We start from the raw sequence: 15,929 nt of genomic DNA on the forward strand, positions 1-15,929 counted from the left end.
CGCGGGGAGCGGCAGGCCCTTTTGCAGCGCGCTGGGCAGGGTGAACAGGTTTTCCCAGCCGCTTTCGCGCGGGCGGTCGTCGACCATGACGTGAAACTGCGAGGCGAAGATCAGGATGCCGATGCCGGAAAGCATGCCGTGAATCACGGCCGGCGACACGGCACGAAACCACTGGCCCAAGCGCAGCGCCGCCGCCAGCACCTGCAAGGCGCCAGCCACCGCGACCACCGTGCCCAGCACCGGCAGGCCCAACTCGCCGACGATCTGGTAGACGACGATCGTCAGGCCCGCGGCGGGGCCGCTGACCTGCAGCGGCGAGCCTGCCAACGGGGCCACGACGAGCCCGCCCACAATGCCGGTGATCAAGCCTGCTGCGACCGGCACTCCCGAGGCGATCGCGATGCCCATGCACAGCGGCAGCGCCACCAGAAACACGACGATCGAGGCCAGGATATCCGCACGCCTCGGGGACGTTGAACGGCCGCCGGCCGCAGTCGAGGCAGCACCCGACATGGCTGGTCTCCCGAACCGCTCGCGGTGCGCAAGCTCAGGCTTGCGGTTTCGCCGGCGGGTTGTAGGGATGCGTGACGGGCAGCGGCGACGCCGGCCGCGAGATGTTGTCCAACTCGACAAAGCTGCCGCGAGTCTGGTCGTACTCGGCAACGATGCCGCGGCCGATGTCGTAATACCAGCCGTAGACGTGCAGATCGCCGCAAGCCAGCCGCGCCGCCACGCAAGGGTGCGTGCTGAGATTGTTCAATTGCACGAGCACGTTTTCTTCGGCTGTGCGGCGCGCGAGCTCTTCGCCCTGCAGGCCCGGGTACTTGCGGCTCATGATCTGCCGCGTGGCTTCGGCATGCGAGAACCACTTGCTCACCGATGGCAGCGAGTCGCCCAGGTGTTGCATGAGGGCCGTCATGGCGCCGCATTGGGAGTGGCCGCAGAGAATGATATTGCGGATGCCCAGGACTTCGATCGAATACTCGACGGTGGCGCCTTCGCCGCCGTTGGCCGAACCGTACGGCGGGATGATATTGCCCGCGTTACGAATCAGGAACAGTTCGCCCGGTTCGGTTTGCGTGATCAAATTGGGGTGAATCCGCGAATCGGCGCAGGTGATCATCAAGGCCTGCGGCTCTTGCTGTTTGGCCGCCAGCGATTCGAAGTAGGCCTGATGTTGCGGATAGATCTGCTCGCGAAACGCGCGAATGCCTTGGAGAAGTTGCTCCATGAGACGAGCCCTTGGAAAAGATTGACGCGTGCCGAAAACGTGGCATTGGCGCAAAGGCGAACGTCTGCGCGACGGGCCGTCTGCGTGTTACGAACGATGCCGAGCACTTGGTTCCGCCGCCTCGAACGAGGCGACATACCTTAAGGAATCTTAACATTAAGGCGGCGGCGAGTACACCCGAGTTTTCCGCGCAAGCAGACAATCTCCGCAATTTTCCCGGAAAACTGCTAAGGGCGCTATCTATCCGCGCCACTGCACGCTGCGCGGACCGGCCACGATCTCGCCGATCGTGCTGGTCTCGTAGCCCAGCCCCTCGAGTTGATGGCGAATGCTTTCGGCGTAATACGGGCTGACGGCCATCACCAGGCCCAGGCCCATGTTGAACACCCGTTCCATCTCCTCCGGATCGACGTCGCCCAGCCGCGCCAACCAGGGAAACACCGGCGGCACGGGCCAAGAGCCGCGATCGATGATCGCGCTGCACCCCTCGGGCAGGATTCGCTCGAAGTTCTCGAAAAGCCCCCCCCCGGTGATGTGAGCGATCCCGTGGACCACGCTCTTGACGGTGTAGTGGTCGAGCACCGCTTTGACCGCGCGGGCATAGATCCGCGTCGGGGTCAGCAGGGCCTCGCCCACGGTCTGACCGAGCTCGTCGATCGGCTCGTCAATCGCCAGCCGCGCTTGCTCGAAGACGATCTTGCGCACCAGGCTATAGCCGTTCGAATGCAGCCCGGACGAGGCGATGCCCAGCAGCACGTCGCCGGCGGCGATGGCGCGGCCGTCGATCATGCGTGCCCGCTCGACGACGCCGACGCAGAACCCGGCGAGGTCGTAGTCACCGCGGGCATACAAGTCGGGCATGATGGCGGTCTCGCCGCCCAGTAGCGCGCAGTCGCTTTCGACGCACCCGTCGCTGATGCCCGAGACGATCTGCTCGAGCAGCTCCGGGTCGTCGTGCGACATCGCCACGTAGTCGAGAAAGAACAAGGGCTCTGCGCCGCAGCACAAGGCGTCGTTGACGCTCATGGCCACCAGGTCGATGCCGACCGTGCTGTGCCGCGCGGCGAGCAGCGCCACCTTGAGCTTGGTGCCGACGCCGTCGGTGCACGAGACCAGCACCGGATCGCGATACTGGCGACGAAACAGCGGGCTCTCGAAGTCCAACTGAAACAGGCCGGCAAAGCCCCCGGGCAGCGGCAATACGCGCGGCGACTGCGTGCGTCGCATCAACCGGGGTAGTCTCGACATCGACTCGCGATAGATGTCGAGATTGACGCCCGCGTCCTTGTAAGTCGTTTTTGCCATGAAAGTTCCGTCACGCCGCAGTCAGGCTGCAAGGGGCTGATTTTAGGAGCCCCCCGCGCGGAGTGTCAAACGGCCCGCGCGACACGCTACGGCCACACTGCGTAGAATCACCCGTGACCTGCTCACGAACCAATTGGGGCCGCGAATGATTCGCCTGCAGCATGTTACGCAGCATTACGGCGTGCGGCCGGTGCTGCGCGACGTCGATCTCGAGATTCCCGCGGGCGGGCTCGTCGCCGTCGTCGGGCCGAACGGGATGGGCAAATCGACGCTGTTGCGCGTCGTCGCGGGCCTGCTCGAACCGCAAGTCGGCCATTGCGAGATCGACGGCCTGCGCCGCCGCAGTTCGGAGGCCAACGAGTTGGCCATTCGTCGCCGCGTCGCCTACCTGCCCGACCATCCCTGGCTACCGCTCAATCGCACGGGACGCGAGTTCCTCTTGGCCGTCGGCCAGCTTTACGGCGTTGAATCATCGCGGCTGTTCGATCATGTCGACCGGCTGTTTGCGCTGTTCGATCTGGGTCGCGAAAGCGACTGGCCGATCGGCGGCTACTCGAACGGCCAGAAGAAGAAAGTGGCCATCGCCGCCGTGTTGGCGACTGACGCGCCGATCTTGCTGATGGACGAACTGTTCGGCGGCGGGCTCGATCCGGCGGGCGTCATCGCGCTCAAACGGGTGCTGCGGCATCTCGCCGCGCGCGACGATGTCACCGTGCTGATGTCGGCGCCGGCGCCCGAGCTGCTCGAAGAGTTCGCCGAGCGGGTGATCGTCTTGCAAGAAGGCCGGGTGCTGGCCTACGACACGCCGGCGCGTCTGTGCGAGCAGGCCGGCAAATCGAGCCTCGCCGCGGCCCTGGAAAGGCTCGTGTTTCCCGAGGCGCAAAGCCACATCGAGGCTTACCTTCGCGGAGAGCAGCGATGACTGCCCGCGCGGTCGCGGCCAGCTTTCGCCGCTGGATGCGCGTCGTACTGCCGCCGCCGGCCCTGCTGGCCATCGCCTGCACAATGTGGCTGCTCTTCAGCGTCTGGCCGTTGGGCCTGAATGCGCTCTTTTTTTTCTGGTCCGGCGACAGCCATCGCTGCTTTTCGCTCGAGCAGGTTCGGGAGCTGGCCCGCCCCGGGATGCGGATTCTTTCCTACGTGTTGATGGTCTTGTATGGGCTCTATCGCGTCTTCTGGTTTCATCCCACTTACTGGCAGGCGTATCGCGAATGGATGCTCGCGACGCCCTGGACTCGGCGCGATCCCTTGCCTCTCGGCCCTGTGCACCTCGTGCCGCAAGACGCCGTGGTGTGGCTGTCGTTGGGGGCGGCGAATTACGTCTGGCTGGGCAACTCGCTGTGGTTCGAAACAGCGTTGGCGCTGGTCATCGGCTGGCTCGTGGCGGCGTTGCCGACGCTCATCGATTGCGAGGCCTATGCTTCTGCCTACGGCGTCGCGTTCCTGCTCATAGCGCTGCTCTTTCAACACAAGTTGCCTACCAACGTGGCCCTGCTCGTCGCGATCGCCTACGCGATCGCCTGGTGGGGCCTGCACATGTCGATGGCTCGGTTCCCTTGGCCGGTGCATCGCTATCCCAAGCTTCGCCTGGTCAGAAATTCAGGTCGCGAAGCGGGCGCCGCCGAAGGGATCTGGCCCTGGAACCGGCTCGTCCCGGTCGACGGCGACTTGGATTCTCTCGGCCTGGCGCGCCCCGAGGTGGTGCTCTTACCGCTCTTGGTCACCGCCTTCCTGTCGCTTACGGCTCTCGATGTATCGGGCGAGACCGAAATCCGGGTGCCGCAATTGGGAATCGGCCTCATCGCGGCAGTCGTGAGGCTCTTCTTCTACATTCACGCCTATTTGCCGACGATCAGCGTGGCTGGCCGCATCCGCACCGGACGCCTTTGGATGCCGCGCCATGACGTCGTCTACCTCGCGCCTGTGGCGACCGTCCTGACGACATTGTTCGGTCCGTGGGTGCTCAGGGAGCTGGGCTGCGGCCACTTTGCAGCCTGCCTGATCGCAAATTGGTTGAGCCTGACGATCGTCCTGGGATTTCCGCCCAGCCTGCGGGCCTGGCAATTCACCGGGCAACACCGGATCGTCGCCGGATCGCGCGCCGCGCAGTTCGCCGAAGTCTAGGCACCGCGTCGCGGGCGCCTATCGCCGCAAGGGCGACATCTGCGGCACGGCAGCTTCGAGAAACACTGGCGCCTGGGGCGTAGCGGCCGCGGCAACACGCGGCGGACTCGCCTGGCCGGTGGCGGCCTGGTCACGGCTCCATTCGAGAATCACCTGGCCTGCGCCGTTCGGCGCGGCGTTGGCGGCCAACTGTTCGCCGGCCGGGGGTGTGGACGGAGCGGCTGGCGAGGCATTCGGCCCACTAGGACGCCAGGCGGCGTTGTCGTCGGCATCCGTCGCGGGCAACGCGGCTTGGGTCGTCGCCAAGGGCCCGCGCCCGCGGCGATCGTACACGCTGGCCGTGGCTTCCGGAGTCGGCGCCGTGTCGGCGCTTTGTCCGCGGTAGATGCGGTTGCCCGCGTTCGTACCGCTGACCAATTGCACGCCGCTGTCGCGGCCGCGCAGCGCGACGGGCACCGGCATGGGCGAGCCTTGGCGCACCCAATCGAGCCAGGTGGTCTGCAGTTGGCCGAGATCATTGAAGCCGTAGTGCATCGCGACGGCCTCGCTCCAGCGCCGGCCATCGAGGCCATCTTTGACGAACCGCATGAACTCACGCTTGCCGCCTTGATCGATCAAGTAGCTGGCCAGCGAATGGCCCTGCGAGTAGAGCGGCAGGATGTCGGCCGGATAGTCTTTCATCGCGAACATCTTGCTGAACGCGATGCCGCGGCCGGTCTGCAAGAACTCGATCAGCATCCGGCCCTGTTTGCGGCGCTCGCTGTTGTGCTCGACGGTCGTGCAAGCGCCTTCGTCGGCCCACCGCGGCAGCGGCTGGCGGAAATGGCTGGCGAAGATCGTATGCGTCACTTCGTGCGGCAGCACCGAGTCGAGGATCCGGTCGGGCGGGCCCTGAATTTGCATGTCCCAGCCGAAGACCTCGCCGCGGTCGAAGACAAAGCTCGTGGCTCCGCCGGCGCCGAGATTCTCGGCCACGCTGACCCGGATCGGACAAGGCTGGACCCAGTTGGGCATCGCCTGGCCGAGCCATTCGATGGCCAGGTCGCGGCGATATTGTTCGGCCGTATCGCCGACGGCGCGGGCAAATTCGTCGGTCGGGGCTTGGACGACAAAATTCGGCGTGCGATAGCTGGCGCCACACAACATCAACAGGGTCGCGGCGCACGCGACCCGAACCAGGCGAGCTTCCATGCCCGAATGTTCCTTCCTGCTTCCTGCAGTGAACCGTTGCCCCGCAGTCCTGCGGTGACGGTGACCGGCTCGACCGAGTCGTGCAAATCGCGAGCCGGCGAGGCCTGCGTCGTATTCCCCCGTAACCGCAGGCGACCGCCAAGGCGGCTGGTCACCTGCGCTTGCGCCTTGACCGACGTGCGTGACTTCGTCCCCGCGGCGAATGCCGGACTCACGCTCGTTTGTAAGGTTTGCAGAGCGTAACCACCGGCGCCAGACGGGCCTAGCCCAGATGGGCGCCAGCAGCTAGCACCGCGCTGCAGATCACCGAGAAATCAAGCCTGCGCGCCGCAGTTCGTCGAGCAGCGGTGCGTTGGCCGGCGGGAAGCACAGCCGTTCGAGCCGCGCCGCGCGCAGCCACGCAAAGGGAAACCGCGGCGGGCGCATGTCGCCGCGAACGCGCGCGAGGATGAAATGCAGCTCGACGTGGCCGTGCGGATAGACGTGCTGCGTGGTGAGCAGCTCGCGGACCGGTTCGACGTCGAGGCCCGTCTCTTCGCGCGTTTCGCGCACGGCCGCGGCGTCCGGCGTTTCGCCGGTCTCGATCTTGCCGCCGGGAAATTCGTAGTAGCCGGCCAAGGGCTTGCCCTCGGGCCGTACGCCGACGAGCGCCCAATCGCCGTCGAGCACGAGGGCGACCGCAATTTGCTGGGGCTCGGCACGCGTCATGAAACGGCCGCTCTGCGGTTCACGCGCCGCGCAACTGATCCTTGAAGCCATCGAGCAGTCGGCCCGGCGCGCCCATGGCGTTGTAGCCGCCGTCGATGTGCAGGATTTCGCCGGTGATGCCGTTGCTCATGTCGGACAACAAGAATCCGGCCGTCCGGCCCACTTCCTCATGCGTGATGTTGCGCCCGAGCGGGGCCATCTTTTCGTAGAGCAGCAACATATCGTCGACACCCGCCCCTCGCCCGGCAAGGGTGCGCAACGGGCCTGCACTCACGGCGTTGACCCGAATTCCGCGCGGCCCCAGGTCGTAGGCCAGATATTTGACGATCGCGTCGAGCGTGGCTTTGCAGACCCCCATCAGGTTGTAGCCGGGCACGCACTTTTCGCCGCCGAAGTAGGTCATCGTCACGACGCTCGCGCCGTCGTTCAGCACGCCGGCCGCGGCCCGGGTCACCGCCATCAGGCTGTACGCGCTAATCTCCATCGCCAGCGTGAAGCCCGCGCGGCTCGCCTCGAGCGTCGGGCACTTGAGGTCTTCGAGCGGGGCGAAAGCGATCGAGTGGACCAGGAAATCGAGCTTGCCGAAGGTGGCGGCGGCCTTGTCCATCACCGCCGCGATATCGGCGTCGTTCTGGACGTCGAGCGGTTCGAGAAAACGGGCATTCGGCGCGACGTCGGTCAGTTGCGCGACGCGGCGGCGATTGCGCTGCCGGGTATCGTCGGGACGGTCGGGCAGGTGCGTGAAGCCGCACAGCGCCCCCTCGGCCATCACGAAATCGGCGATCGACCAGGCGATCGAGTTTTCGTTGGCTACCCCGAGAATCAAGCCTTTCTTGCCGTCGAACAGTCCCATGATTGCAATACTCCGCGGTCGAGGCGCCAGGGGGCCGGCGGAGGGCCCTTGAATCCCTCCGTGGGCGTGCCGGCGTAGGATATCGCCCCCACAGCAACGAGACAACGACGCTCCGGCCCGCGCCGCAAATTCGATACAGCCCGGTAGCTATTCTCCAAGCGCAGCCGCCCAGGGAATGCATCAGTCGTTTTCAAGAATTTTGTCTTTTCGACGACAAACCCTATAACGCTGTGTGTCGTATTGATTGAGATGAGCCGGCCCCGGAGGTGCGGCTCGAACTCGGGTGCCGCCGGGAGAAGTCGCCGTGGCCGAATCGACTGCCGTTTGGAGCCCGCCCCAAGAGCCGAGCGCGTTGCCCGAGAGCTTAAGGACCGATCCGGCACGCCTGGCCGCGGTCGTCCGGTTCTGGCAGCTCGCGACGCAGCTCGACGCCGAACGGTTCTGGGGGGCCGCTCTCGACGAATTGGCGGCCGCGCTCCCGGCCGATTACGTCGCCCTCGCCGCGGCCAGCGCCGGCCGTTGGCATGTCGCTCATCAGTCGGGCCGCTCGCGACCGCTGCCTACCGATCTGTTGGCCGACTGTCTCGACGCCGATCAGCCGCGCGGCCGATCGGGCTGGGTCGCGGCGCCGATCGCGGCCCGATCGACTTCGCCGCGCGTGGTCGTGGCGAACCTGCCCGGTCGCGAGCCGCTACGCGAAGGCCTCGCTCGGCTAGTCGCCTTGGCCGGCATCCTCAACGACGCGTCGGGCGCGCAGCGCTCGCTCGACGCCTTGCGCCGGCGGCTCGATCGCCTCGAAGCGGTGATGCAAATCACGGCCCGTTGGTATCAGGCCCAAGACACCGAAGAACTGCTCAAGGAGATGGCCCAAGCGGCGACGCGATTGTTGAGGGCGGATCGGGCGAGCATTTTTCTCTGGGACCGTCGAGCCAAGTCGCTCGTGGCGCGCCCGGCCTTGGGCGTGGCCGGGGGCGAGCTGCGTATTCCGGACGATACCGGCATCGTCGGGCAGGTCATCCACACCGGCGAGACGCGGCGCGTCGACCTGCACGCGGACCAGGGTGAAATCGATCGACAGGTCGATACCCGGCTGCGGTACGAGACCAAAACGCTGCTGTGCGTCCCCTTGCGCGGGCGCGAAGGCGAAGTCATCGGCGCCTTCGAAATGATCAACAAGCTCGTCGGGAACTTTACCGACGAGGACGAAGCGGCCCTGCTCGAATTGGCAGCGCACGCCAGTACGGCGCTGGAAAACACCCAGGAGCGCGCCGAGCTGCTCAAGAGCCGGCAACAGCTTACCGATCGGGCCGCCGAACAGGTGCGGCTCGTGGGGGCCAGCCCGGCGATCGAGGCCTTGCGTTCGACCATCGGCCGCGTGGCCAGTACCGATCTGGCGGTGCTCATCTTGGGCGAAAACGGTACGGGCAAGGAGGTCGTCAGCCAATCGATCCACTATTTGAGCCAGCGCCGCGAACGCCCCCTGATCGCGGTGAACTGCGCGGCAATCAGTGAAACGCTGATCGAAAGCGAACTGTTCGGCCACGAGAAGGGGGCCTTCACCGATGCTCGCGAAAGCCGCGCCGGCAAGTTCGAACTCGCCTCGGGTGGAACGCTGTTTCTCGACGAGATTGGCGATTTGAGCCTCGCCGGCCAGGCGAAATTGTTGCGCGTGTTGGAGGACAAGATCGTGGTTCGCGTCGGCGGCTCGCAGGCGATCCCGACGGATACCCGCGTGATCGCGGCGACGAACCAGGACCTGGCCGCGATGGTGCGTGCGAAGAAGTTTCGCGAAGACCTTTATTTTCGCCTCAATGTGGTGACGCTGGTGTTGCCGCCGTTGCGCGACCGCGCCGACGATGTGCTGCTGCTGGCCGAGCACTTCCTGGGCGAATTCTGCGCGCGTGCGCGTCGGCGGCCATTGCGGTTCTCGCCCGAGGCCAGGCGGCGCATGCAGCAGCACACCTGGCCCGGCAACGTGCGCGAGTTGCGGAACCTGATGGAGCGGCTGGCCTTCTTGTTGCCGGGCGAGCGCATCGAAGCCGACGACCTGGCTTTTGCGCTGGCCCCCGCCGGCGATCAGCCTCCGCTCGTCGCGGGCGACCTGACCCTGAGTGAGGCCACGGATAAATTTCAGTCGGAGTACATCCGCAAGGCGATCGGCCGCGCCCGGGGCAACATGAGCGACGCGGCCGAGCAGTTGGGCCTGCATCGCTCGAACCTATATCGCAAGATGCGCCTCTTAGGGATGGAAGAAAAAAGCCGCTAGCGGCCGGCGCTGGTCGGCCGTCGCGCCAGGTGGCGAACCCGGCTCGGGGCCCTCGGCGCAGTGCGTCCGATCGAGACCCTTGCCGCCGGGGGCTCAAACGGTACCATAACCGGAATCCTTCGCCCGCAGCCTGCCGCGGCCCAGCCGCAAGAGTGCCATAAAGCGCGGCGCCGGATACGCCCTCTTAGCTCAACTGGCAGAGCAAGTGACTCTTAATCACTAGGTTGTAGGTTCGAGTCCTACAGGGGGCATATGTTCATTTGTGCAGCAGTCGCCTAGGATCGGCACCGCAGGTACGTAGTCGCTTTCTTGCTCGCCGCACTCGCGCACGAGCGACTCTGAATCACTCCCGGCGACCGTAGCGCGCGCCGGATTGCGCGCCGCCTCTCCTGGCTTGGCCACGGCACGCGTGAAGTGATCCTCGGTCACCTGCAGGTAGTGCCGCCGTGCAACCGCCTGTGAATTGCCGAGCCACTGGCAGACCACATGCGAGGGGAAGGATTCTTCCAGCTCCGTCTGCCGCGTGCTGCGCAGGTTTTGGAACAGCTTCGGCCAGGGCGTCAGGCCGGCTGTTGCGATGATCCGTTCTAGGCGCGTGCGGAAGTTCTTGCTGCTTCCCTGCTCGCGGCCGATGGTCAGCACGAACTCGGCGCCGTCGGGCGCCTCGCCCCAGGCGGCGTCCAGGTAGGTCCGCAGCTCTGCGAAGATCGGAACCACGCGCGACTCGCGGCCCTCGTGGCGTTCAGTCTTGGGTGAACGCACCGTCATGCGACTGCCCGCCCAATTGATATCCGACCAACGCAGCCCCGTGACCTCGCTCGGGCATCGCAGCCCGCCAAATCGCGCCAGGGCGAACAAGAGCCGCCATTGGGAGTTCGGGCAGGCGTCGAGCACCTTGCTGGCTACCTCGCGGGAAACGAAATGCTGCCGCTCCGGGTTGGCCTTCACAGCACAGCCCTTCAGGTCGGCAAACGGGTTTTCTCGGATGAGCTGCTTGCGGACGGCAGCGCGAAAGAACTGCTTGGCTCTGCCACAGTGCCGCGCGGCCGTGTTCGTGCCAACGCGCGACAGGAGCCAGCGTTGGTACTCGTCGGCATCGCCAGGCGTGATGGCGCGCAGCGAGCGGTCGCAACCAAAGAACTCGACGAGGTACCCGCGCGATTGCTTCAGGTTGACGATCGTTCGCGCCTTGGCATCCGTTCGGCCTGCAATGTAGCCGTCGAGGTACGTACCCAGCAGCGCGTTGCCTCGCGCTGCCACGAGGCCCGCAGCGGCGAGCCGGTCGTGGAATTCATCGCCGAGGCTGGCGAGCCAAACGCCGGTGGAATCTTCAACGGCGCTGCCAGCAAGCCTGGCTGCAACCAGCCGTTCGACATGCGTTCGCACTACGGCTGCCGCCCTCAGAGGCATTTTGCCGAGCCGGATCGTTCGACGCTTGCGGTCCGGCGCTTTGAACACGATCCGCCGGTTGCCGGCTTTGTCCGTGCAGATGCTTGCCATGCTTCACTTCCTCAGGCTGATCGCAATTCCCAAATGTTCCGCGAGTCGCCCCGCCTTGTCGAGCCGCAGGGTTTGCTGGCCCACCACAAGGCGCGAAGGAGGCGGCCGTACACCTAGCGCCGCCGGTTGCTGTGTCGCGGTCGGTCCATGTGCAGCACCTTCCCTCAAGGGCTCTGCTGGAAGTTGTTTTCGTGCATCCATGCGGCTGGCCGTGTTTGTAGACCATTGGCGCGCACTACCCCTAGGAATACTGTCACAACACGCCCGGAGGACACTGCCTCTTTGGGGTACTCATTTCCGGCTCGCGAGCCGTGGCAGTTGTCGGCAAGCGGTAGCCGCCGACTTAGCTTCCAAGTTGATCGCTCAACCAGTTGCCGCCGATGGTGCGCTTGGGGCCATCGGCCTGCCTACGACAGTCGCTCCGGGGTGTTGGCCGCGTTTTCGTGCTGCCACGCGGCGGGGTCAGGTGTGGGCGATTGGGGCGCCGATCTTTGGCAAGTTCAGGTGGCAACCGTTGCCACCTGGAGCCCGCTTGGTGCCGACGGCGGGGCTGTTTTTGCAAAACAAGCCACCGCAAAGAGAACGCGGTGGGGCCCGGCCAAGCGCGGGCGTGTGATGCGACCCGACGAAACCAGTCGCGTCTGCAATGTTGACAGGCGGCAATATGCTGGCCATGATTCGGTCTCCGCTCTCTCGCATTAGCCCGGCCAGGTTGGCGCCTGTGCCGGGCGTTTTTTGCGCCCGGCGTGCCGGTGGTCGTCAGGTGGATACGTATCCACCTGAGGCGACTCTATGTTGCTGGGCTTTGTGCTTTCTCCGGCGGGCCGATGGCATGTTGCGTCAGGTGCTCCCGCCGATACATTTCCGGCATCGCATTCCAGCGTTCGGCGCTCAAAAATCCGGCGTCCTCACAGTGACGGCATCCGTTGCCGAGGCATCCAGGACAAACCGCGACGGGGATTCCGCTGCGAAGGTGCTCGGCATGGCGCCGCAGATCAAAGATTCCAAGCTTTACGTGGGCTTGCGCAAGGAGCTTCCGGTTTGCCGACAGGCGCTCTTGCAAGTCGATGGCCTCGTCTAAGCGGCGCACGAGCGCGAGAAACTCGCCCACCTGTCCGAAGCCCGTACGCGCGAGCCGATCGGGAACAGGCACGCCGAACTGATCGACCACGACGCGTTGGGCTGTGACGGGGTCAGTTGCCAGCCCAGGCATCCGCTCCAGCCATCGATCTAATATCTGCGCGGTCCTAGGCACGTTGGACCTCGCTTTTCCTCGGCGCTTGCCGCGCGGATTTGCGGTTCGCGCCGCTCGACTGCTGGACCCACTCGCGCAGTGCATCGACCGAGAACAGCCGCCGACCGCCGACGATGAGGGAAGGGACGACGCCGCGACGCGCGAGCCGGTGTAGCTGGCTCTCGGATATGCTCAGCAGCACAGCAGCATCAGCGAGCCCTACGTTTATTGGCTGATGCTGCTCGGCGCGAGTGAACGACTCCCGAAGTGTCTCGCGGATCGCGGGCACCACGACCTCACACATGGCCGCCGTGACGGCTGACGCTAAAGCGCGGGCAAGCGATTCCTCAATCGAGCTGGAGGACTTAGCGATCATCGTGATGCCACCACCCTTCCACGCTTGACAAACTCATCTTGAACTCGCGATTTAGTTGCCGATAAACGACAAAAGCCCCGTCGCCGGCTCGATGCCGACACGGGGCTTCGGGGGTTCCGAACGCCTACCTCAGGCCTGCGGCCACGAGGCATTTGTTTTTATCCCTGGGCGCAAAAATGGCGGCCCAGAGATTAGCGAGATCGCGTGGCCGCCAAGTTCGCCTACGGGAAACGGTTCCCAGGGCGTTGTTTGGAATGATCGCGATCTCGCTATGGAAATAATAACATTGCCCGTTCGGGTCAGGCAAGAGAGCCGGAATTTTTTTAACGGTTCCCGTTCCAGCCGAAGGGGTGTGGCTATGCGAGACTGGTTTTACCTGAATGACTTCGGCGATGAGCTGGGGCCATTTACCGCCGACGAACTGAAGGGCCTGGCCGCCGCTGGCACTCTCAACGCGGACACGATCATTCGCCGGGGCTCGACAAACAAGCGGGCGAAGGCTAGCCAGGTCAAGGGGCTCTGGCCTAACGGTGCGCCGCCCGCTTCAACGTGCGATCCCTCGGAAGTTGAAGACGCGCGGTCCTGGCACTTTCAGCAGGCCAGCGGTCGCGAGATTGGCCCACTGACGAGGGTCGAATTGCGTGAATTGATCGACCAGGGCATCGTCACGCCTGACACGCTCGTGCGACTGGAGCCAGATGATCGCTGGCTGCCGGGTGCGTTGATGCGCGAACTGTTTCCACCTGTTCCCAAGACTGCCACGACGTCGGCATCGCCTCAGGAGGCTCCCGCGCGACATGCAGACGAGGACGAACGGCGCTGGATGTGGGCGATAGCGATCGTGTCGCTGGCCATGCCTTGCGTCGGCGTGCTATTTGCGATTCTTCGAGCCCTCAATGGTCGATGGGAGACTGCCGCGAAGCTTTTCTTGCTGTCAATCGCCGGCTGGTTCTTCTGGTGGTACGTGTTCTTTGTTGCCGGTGCGTTGGCCAAGTACCACTAGAGGGGGCTCGCCAGGTGGAAACCGTTACCACCTGGAAACCGGGTCAGTGCGTTTCGCTGATGGCCGTGCGCGGCCGCTGATTTTAAGCTCAACCACGCCATGAAAGCCTGGCTGGCTGGCGATCCTGAGCAGCCGATCGAGCTGCGCGTGCGCCGCATCGGACACGGCGCCGTTGGCGACTCCACGGTCAACGGCGGCAGGCTCGATTCGCTTCGTGAGCCGTCGCTGAACTGTCGAGCGATCGACGAGCCTCTGGTTCATGGCAGTTACTTCCTTGCTGTCACGACGGCGCACGACATCGCACTTGGCCGACAGGTTCCGCCTACAGATCGTCTGCGCACTTGCCGACGGCAGCCAGCCCCCTGGCGTCGATCTCCAGCTTTGAGGCGCGTTCACGAATCTCGGCCTCGTTGATGCCTTCGCTCAGGCCTTCCCAGTAGCCCCGCGCCAAATAGGAGCCCACGAGCGGGCCCACGTACAGCTTGCCTGTGCCGAAGTCGGCCACGGCCGCCACGGCAAGGCTTTGCGGCCTCCCGTTAGCCGGTGGCGCCGCGAACATGAATCGATCGTCGCCCTGCTTGGCGATGAGCTTCCAGGTGGCAAGCCTTTCGTGCGTGAACGCCGGGGTTGCGAGGGGTTCGGTCTGGGTGGGCGACTGATCATGGGCTGCGTTGCCCTGGGCGGCTGCGACATGTCCCTGCGTCATCAGCTTGATCTGGGCGAGGATTTCCTCGTCGGTCATTTCCAACGGGAACTGCAAGCGGATTGGTTTGGCGGCCTGATCTTGTTCGCGATTATGGTCAGCCACGGCGCGATCTCTTTCAGCAATCGTTCCTGCCCGCCTGGGTCTTTCTTGTTGGCGGTCAGCTTAGCCCTCCACTCCCTCGGTATGCTCCGTCAGCGCAATAATCCGGTCCAACTCCTCGTCGGTTCGCTTGCGCAACGCATCCTCCCAAATCTCAGACTCGCGGCTGTCGCGCTGATCGTCGATCCGTACTTCAGACGCTAGGCGTCGGCCGTATCGGGCAGGCCAGCGCCGCTCCAGGAGCCACGCCGCGGCCACCCATTTCGTCTGTGACGCGTTGCGAATGATTTCGACCAGCGAGACCTCAGACGAGGCTTCGGCCGTTTCTATAGCCTCCATAAACGCCAGAAACGGGCTTTCGTTGTCTTCGCATTGTGCCGCGTGCTCCCCGGCCACCATCCACGCTCGGAAGCCTGCGAAAGACACTCCTGCGGCCGCGCATGCGCCCTCGCGTGTTGCCCCGGCGGCGAGGCCAGCAAGCAGCCTTGCGATCCTGGCCGCTTCGCGCAGCTTTGAAGGCCGGCCGGTGCCGGCTGCCGCTGCGGCGGCGAGCCTGGAGATGTGCGCAGCCACCCGGCCAGCCCACTCAGCAGGCGTCTCGTCGCATTCCTGGGCATCGCCCGGGCCGCATCCTGGCAATTCGACAGGACCGCCAACAGCAGGCTGCCGATCGTCGGCCGCAGGTACGGCGTCGCTGCCAGACGGTTCTGCTGAATCGCTGTGCATGAGCTGCCTCCGTGATGGCACAACGCCCCGGAGCGGTAAACGCCTGCCCCGGGGCACTTAGATCAGGTTATGACGAGTCGGTAGACGGCGCCCATCCCTCGCGTCCCAGGGTAGTGTCCTAGGCTACAGCGAACGCCCACGCAGCGCGGATGCGCGCCTGCGCTCCCATTTCCCGAGTTGCCTGCATGGCCCCTATTAGCGTGCTGCGTTTCATGCTCACGCAGACAACCTTCCATGTCCCGCTGGCGCTCAGCCGTTCGAGGAAGTAGACGCGAGCGATGGGCTGATTGGCTGATCGACTGGCGAGGGTGCGGCTTGATGTCTTCATTATTTGCAACTCCTGGAGTTTGCGGAGAGGAAAGCGCCCATGGGCTCGAACGTCGCGCCGAGGGGAGTACTGGTCCACTGCCGAGATGCGCTCACTTGCTGTGTTGAGGTTGCGGAGCAATGCTCGCCCTGCCTTGCTGGCGACTGAGTAGCCGCACTGCCGAAGCCTGGCGTCGTTTTGCTTCTCAATCAGGAAGGCGACTTGAGCCGGCGACAGCTTGCGCCGTTTGATCTGGTCGGGCGTGATGGCAAAGGCCTGGGGGGCTGGCATGGTCAGTGG

The 15,929-nt window shown here is 64.9% G+C and carries 17 protein-coding genes and 1 tRNA gene; 6 read left to right on the forward strand and 12 right to left on the reverse strand.

The window, feature by feature from the left end:
• The 3 genes from K1X74_14105 to purM form a co-directional block, all read right to left on the reverse strand.
• A partial coding sequence (locus tag K1X74_14105) for a SulP family inorganic anion transporter (protein ID MBX7167459.1) occupies positions 1 to 513 on the reverse strand: 513 nt, incomplete at its 3' end.
• Positions 514 to 547: 34 nt separating this feature from the next.
• The gene (locus K1X74_14110; protein ID MBX7167460.1) at positions 548 to 1,231 is read right to left on the reverse strand and encodes a carbonic anhydrase; all 684 of its coding nucleotides are present in this window, start codon (positions 1,229 to 1,231) and stop codon (positions 548 to 550) included.
• Positions 1,232 to 1,471: 240 nt separating this feature from the next.
• A complete protein-coding gene (gene purM / locus K1X74_14115; GenBank protein ID MBX7167461.1) occupies positions 1,472 to 2,536 on the reverse strand; it encodes a phosphoribosylformylglycinamidine cyclo-ligase in 1,065 nt (354 codons plus the stop codon).
• Positions 2,537 to 2,681: 145 nt separating this feature from the next.
• On the opposite strand from purM, the gene K1X74_14120 reads away from it, so the two are divergent.
• Both K1X74_14120 and K1X74_14125 read left to right on the forward strand, forming a co-directional pair.
• On the forward strand, positions 2,682 to 3,458 hold the full coding sequence (locus tag K1X74_14120; protein ID MBX7167462.1) for an ABC transporter ATP-binding protein: 777 nt from the start codon (positions 2,682 to 2,684) through the stop codon (positions 3,456 to 3,458).
• Entirely contained in the window at positions 3,455 to 4,660 is a 1,206-nt protein-coding gene (locus K1X74_14125; protein MBX7167463.1) for a hypothetical protein, read from the forward strand. Before K1X74_14120 ends, K1X74_14125 begins: the two co-directional genes overlap by 4 nt.
• A gap of 18 nt (positions 4,661 to 4,678) precedes the next feature.
• Here the strand turns inward: K1X74_14125 and K1X74_14130 are convergent, their stop codons facing one another.
• The 3 genes from K1X74_14130 to K1X74_14140 form a co-directional block, all read right to left on the reverse strand.
• Positions 4,679 to 5,851, reverse strand: a complete 1,173-nt coding sequence (locus tag K1X74_14130) for a hypothetical protein (GenBank protein ID MBX7167464.1) — start codon at positions 5,849 to 5,851, stop codon at positions 4,679 to 4,681.
• Between the two features lie 303 nt (positions 5,852 to 6,154).
• Entirely contained in the window at positions 6,155 to 6,559 is a 405-nt protein-coding gene (locus tag K1X74_14135; protein ID MBX7167465.1) for a (deoxy)nucleoside triphosphate pyrophosphohydrolase, read from the reverse strand.
• A gap of 19 nt (positions 6,560 to 6,578) precedes the next feature.
• Positions 6,579 to 7,412, reverse strand: a complete 834-nt coding sequence (locus K1X74_14140) for an enoyl-ACP reductase (GenBank protein MBX7167466.1) — start codon at positions 7,410 to 7,412, stop codon at positions 6,579 to 6,581.
• Positions 7,413 to 7,716: 304 nt separating this feature from the next.
• Between K1X74_14140 and K1X74_14145 the strand changes: the two genes are divergently transcribed.
• Entirely contained in the window at positions 7,717 to 9,678 is a 1,962-nt protein-coding gene (locus tag K1X74_14145; GenBank protein ID MBX7167467.1) for a sigma-54-dependent Fis family transcriptional regulator, read from the forward strand.
• Positions 9,679 to 9,856: 178 nt separating this feature from the next.
• Positions 9,857 to 9,929, forward strand: a tRNA-Lys gene (locus K1X74_14150).
• Here K1X74_14150 and K1X74_14155 read toward each other — a convergent pair.
• Positions 9,898 to 10,938, reverse strand: a complete 1,041-nt coding sequence (locus tag K1X74_14155; GenBank protein ID MBX7167468.1) for a tyrosine-type recombinase/integrase — start codon at positions 10,936 to 10,938, stop codon at positions 9,898 to 9,900. The two genes, K1X74_14150 and K1X74_14155, sit on opposite strands and share 32 nt — an antisense overlap.
• A 24-nt stretch (positions 10,939 to 10,962) precedes the next feature.
• On the opposite strand from K1X74_14155, the gene K1X74_14160 reads away from it, so the two are divergent.
• Positions 10,963 to 11,295: a hypothetical protein gene (locus K1X74_14160; GenBank protein MBX7167469.1), complete on the forward strand. Its 333-nt coding sequence runs from the start codon at positions 10,963 to 10,965 to the stop codon at positions 11,293 to 11,295.
• Between the two features lie 673 nt (positions 11,296 to 11,968).
• Here the strand turns inward: K1X74_14160 and K1X74_14165 are convergent.
• Together K1X74_14165 and K1X74_14170 are read right to left on the reverse strand one after the other, a co-directional pair.
• Positions 11,969 to 12,349, reverse strand: a complete 381-nt coding sequence (locus K1X74_14165; GenBank protein MBX7167470.1) for a hypothetical protein — start codon at positions 12,347 to 12,349, stop codon at positions 11,969 to 11,971.
• 76 nt (positions 12,350 to 12,425) lie between these two features.
• Positions 12,426 to 12,788, reverse strand: a complete 363-nt coding sequence (locus K1X74_14170) for a helix-turn-helix domain-containing protein (protein ID MBX7167471.1) — start codon at positions 12,786 to 12,788, stop codon at positions 12,426 to 12,428.
• Between the two features lie 271 nt (positions 12,789 to 13,059).
• Here K1X74_14170 and K1X74_14175 point away from each other — a divergent pair, with 271 nt between their 5' ends.
• Positions 13,060 to 13,791 carry a DUF4339 domain-containing protein gene (locus tag K1X74_14175; GenBank protein ID MBX7167472.1) on the forward strand — a complete coding sequence of 244 codons (732 nt, stop codon included), beginning with the start codon at positions 13,060 to 13,062 and terminating at the stop codon, positions 13,789 to 13,791.
• A gap of 322 nt (positions 13,792 to 14,113) precedes the next feature.
• On the opposite strand, the gene K1X74_14180 is transcribed toward K1X74_14175, so the two are convergent.
• The 3 genes from K1X74_14180 to K1X74_14190 all read right to left on the reverse strand — a co-directional run bounded on the left by K1X74_14180 (position 14,114) and on the right by K1X74_14190 (position 15,920).
• Positions 14,114 to 14,539: a hypothetical protein gene (locus K1X74_14180; GenBank protein MBX7167473.1), complete on the reverse strand. Its 426-nt coding sequence runs from the start codon at positions 14,537 to 14,539 to the stop codon at positions 14,114 to 14,116.
• 120 nt (positions 14,540 to 14,659) lie between these two features.
• Positions 14,660 to 15,322: a hypothetical protein gene (locus K1X74_14185; GenBank protein ID MBX7167474.1), complete on the reverse strand. Its 663-nt coding sequence runs from the start codon at positions 15,320 to 15,322 to the stop codon at positions 14,660 to 14,662.
• Positions 15,323 to 15,440: 118 nt separating this feature from the next.
• A complete protein-coding gene (locus K1X74_14190) occupies positions 15,441 to 15,920 on the reverse strand; it encodes a hypothetical protein (protein MBX7167475.1) in 480 nt (159 codons plus the stop codon).
• Between the last annotated feature and the right edge of the window lie 9 nt (positions 15,921 to 15,929).

Source organism: Pirellulales bacterium (genome assembly GCA_019694435.1).
In the GTDB taxonomy this organism is placed as follows: Bacteria; Planctomycetota; Planctomycetia; order Pirellulales; family JAEUIK01; genus JAIBBZ01.